General features: G+C 43.9%; 1 protein-coding gene. It reads left to right on the top strand.

All coding sequences use genetic code 11. From position 1 onward, the window contains the following. The first annotated feature begins 452 nt into the window (after positions 1–452). Entirely contained in the window at positions 453–2,429 is a 1,977-nt protein-coding gene (locus QZV24_RS10370) for a methyl-accepting chemotaxis protein (RefSeq protein ID WP_294523564.1), read from the top strand. The last annotated feature ends 144 nt before the right edge of the window (positions 2,430–2,573 follow it).

Genomic DNA, 2,573 nt, shown 5'->3' on the forward strand with positions numbered 1-2,573 from the left:
AGTTGCCTGTCGCCCGGTTTCATTGCTAAAACTATTTTCTGCCTTCAATATATCATCAAAAAAAATCCAAACTCGCTACGCTCAGACATGGATTTTTTCCGACGGGGCAGGAATGCATAAAATAGTTTCTTAACGCCCTGAAACCTAATTGCTGCTGGCAATCAGTCCCGACTTCCAAATACTACCCGTCTAAACCTTCCAATTGGTGAAAGACAACGATAGGAAGTTGCCGGTTAAAAGTAAAGCACTGCTAGATGGCAGTGCTTTTTTGTTGTGTTTTTTAAGCAATATACTTGATATTGGGGAAAACCATTTAGTATATAATACTAATATGAAATTTTTTTAAGAAGGTATTTTTATAGTGTACATTGAATATGTACACATATTCTTTTGCGAAAATTTTTATGGTTTATGTAAACTTGAGGATATAGTTTAACAAGAGGAGTGGTAGTATGAATGTTAAACAAAAGTTTTTTGCTTTGGCTGGCGTGGCTGGAGTAATAATGGCTGTTGTGTCAGGCATCGGTTACTATACAGCTTCCAGTGCGGTTAATGAAACGACTGAGGAAAAGATTGTGTCAATTATTCATGCCGAGAATAATGCAGCTGAGGCATGGCTTTTGGAAAAAGGTCAGTTGGGGCAGGGGGTAGCTTCTATTCTTGCTCATTTGCCGGCTGATCAGGAAGCCATAGCCAGAAGTCATGAAATTACTCAGGCTGTAAGTGATGACAAGGAAGTAACTAATCTTATAAACGCAATGGAAGATGGATTTTGCATGGCCCGGACTGGAGGAGATCAGACCGGCCAATCTGCCTGGACAAAACGCGCTTGGTACACAAAGGCCAAGGCAGCGGGGAAGATGATTTTTACTGACCCATATAAGTCTAAAACCACTGGAGATATTGTATGTGCAGCGGGTATACCATATACCAGAAATGGAGCCCCAAGTGGCGTAGTAAGTGTTACCTTTAAAACTGATACTTTGTCAGAAAAGGCGAAGAATATAAAATATGACGGTCAGGGTAAGGGCATGATTATCAATCCGGCTTCGGAGCTTATTTTAGCTTCGGCGGATGAGAACGAAAACTTGCAGCCAGTGGCGGATAATCCGATTTTGAAGGCCCATATTGTTGAAATGGCTTCCAAGCCTTCGGGATATTTTATCGCCGAGGCCAATGGGGAAGAGAAGGTGATTGCCTATGAAACTATGCCGACCACTGGTTGGATGACTGTTGTTAGTGTTCCAGCGGATTTTGTATTTGCGGATATAAATCGCTTAAAAATGGTATATAGTATTCTTACGATTTTTGGTATTGCGCTTATAATGGCTTCGCTGCTGTTTTTCTCCAATGTGATTATAAAACAGATAATGGGGCTGGTAGGTCATATGAAAGAAATGGCGGCTGGTAATCTGGTATTAAGTCCGTTGGATACAAGCTCCAGTGATGAATTTGGACAAATGGCGGGGCAGTTCAATACCATGCGGGATAATATTCATGGCTTGATCACGCAGATGTCAAAATCAGCTGAACAGGTCGCTTCAAGTTCTCAGGAGCTTACGGCAAGTTCCCAGCAAGCCGCTGAGGCCGCTACCCATGTGGCCCAAACGGTAACTGATGTAGCTGGTGGTATGGAACGGCAGCTCAGTAGTGTCGAAGGGGCAAAGGAAAATATTGATAGAGCATTTGTTGATATAAATATAATGACCAAGAAAACCGATACTGTGGCTCAAGATACGGAACAGATGGCTGCTTCCGCTGAGCAGGGTGCCAAGCTTATGCAAAATGCCATGGATAAGATGGGCAGCATAGAGCAGAGCGTATCTCATTCAGCTGAAGTTGTAAAAAAATTGGGGGAAAATTCTCAGCAGATTGGTGAAATTGTGGAAAGTATCTCAGCTATTGCTGATCAGACGAATTTGCTGGCCTTAAATGCTGCTATTGAGGCCGCCCGGGCCGGTGAGGCTGGACGGGGCTTTGCAGTAGTAGCGGAAGAGGTGCGTAAATTAGCTGAGCAATCCCGGGAATCTACGGAGGAAATTAAGAGCCGTATCTATACAATTCAATCAGATACCGATCAGGCGGTAACCGCCATGGAAAATGGCACTAAGGAAGTTGCTTTGGGTACACAGGCTATTCGGGAAGTTGGCGAGCAGTTCCAGGATATCACCGATAGAGTTATATCCATCAAGGCCGAAATGAATGAAATCAATTCGGCGGTGCAAACCGTATCCAGAGGGATGCAGGGCGTAGTTTCAGCAGTTGATGATATTGATACCATTAGCCGGAATACTTCACGGGAAACTCAGACTATTTCTTCGGCTGCCCAGGAACAGTCGGCCTCTAGTGAAGAAATCGCATCGGCATCCCATTCTTTGTCGAATTTGGCTGGAAAGCTTCAAGAGGAAACAAGGAAGTTTAGGTTGTAGATAATATTCACTGAAAAGTTTTCTTTGGTTGTGTGTAGCCAAAGCGGAGGGGGTTAAATGAAGCTGGGAAAGTATTTATTAAAGACGGTAGCTGTCGTGGCAGTGCTGGTCATGGGGCCATTGGGGGCAGTGGCTGAAGCCGAT

Origin of the sequence: uncultured Anaerovibrio sp. (genome assembly GCA_902786545.1) — a bacterium.
In the GTDB taxonomy this organism is placed as follows: Bacteria; Bacillota; Negativicutes; order Selenomonadales; family Selenomonadaceae; genus Anaerovibrio.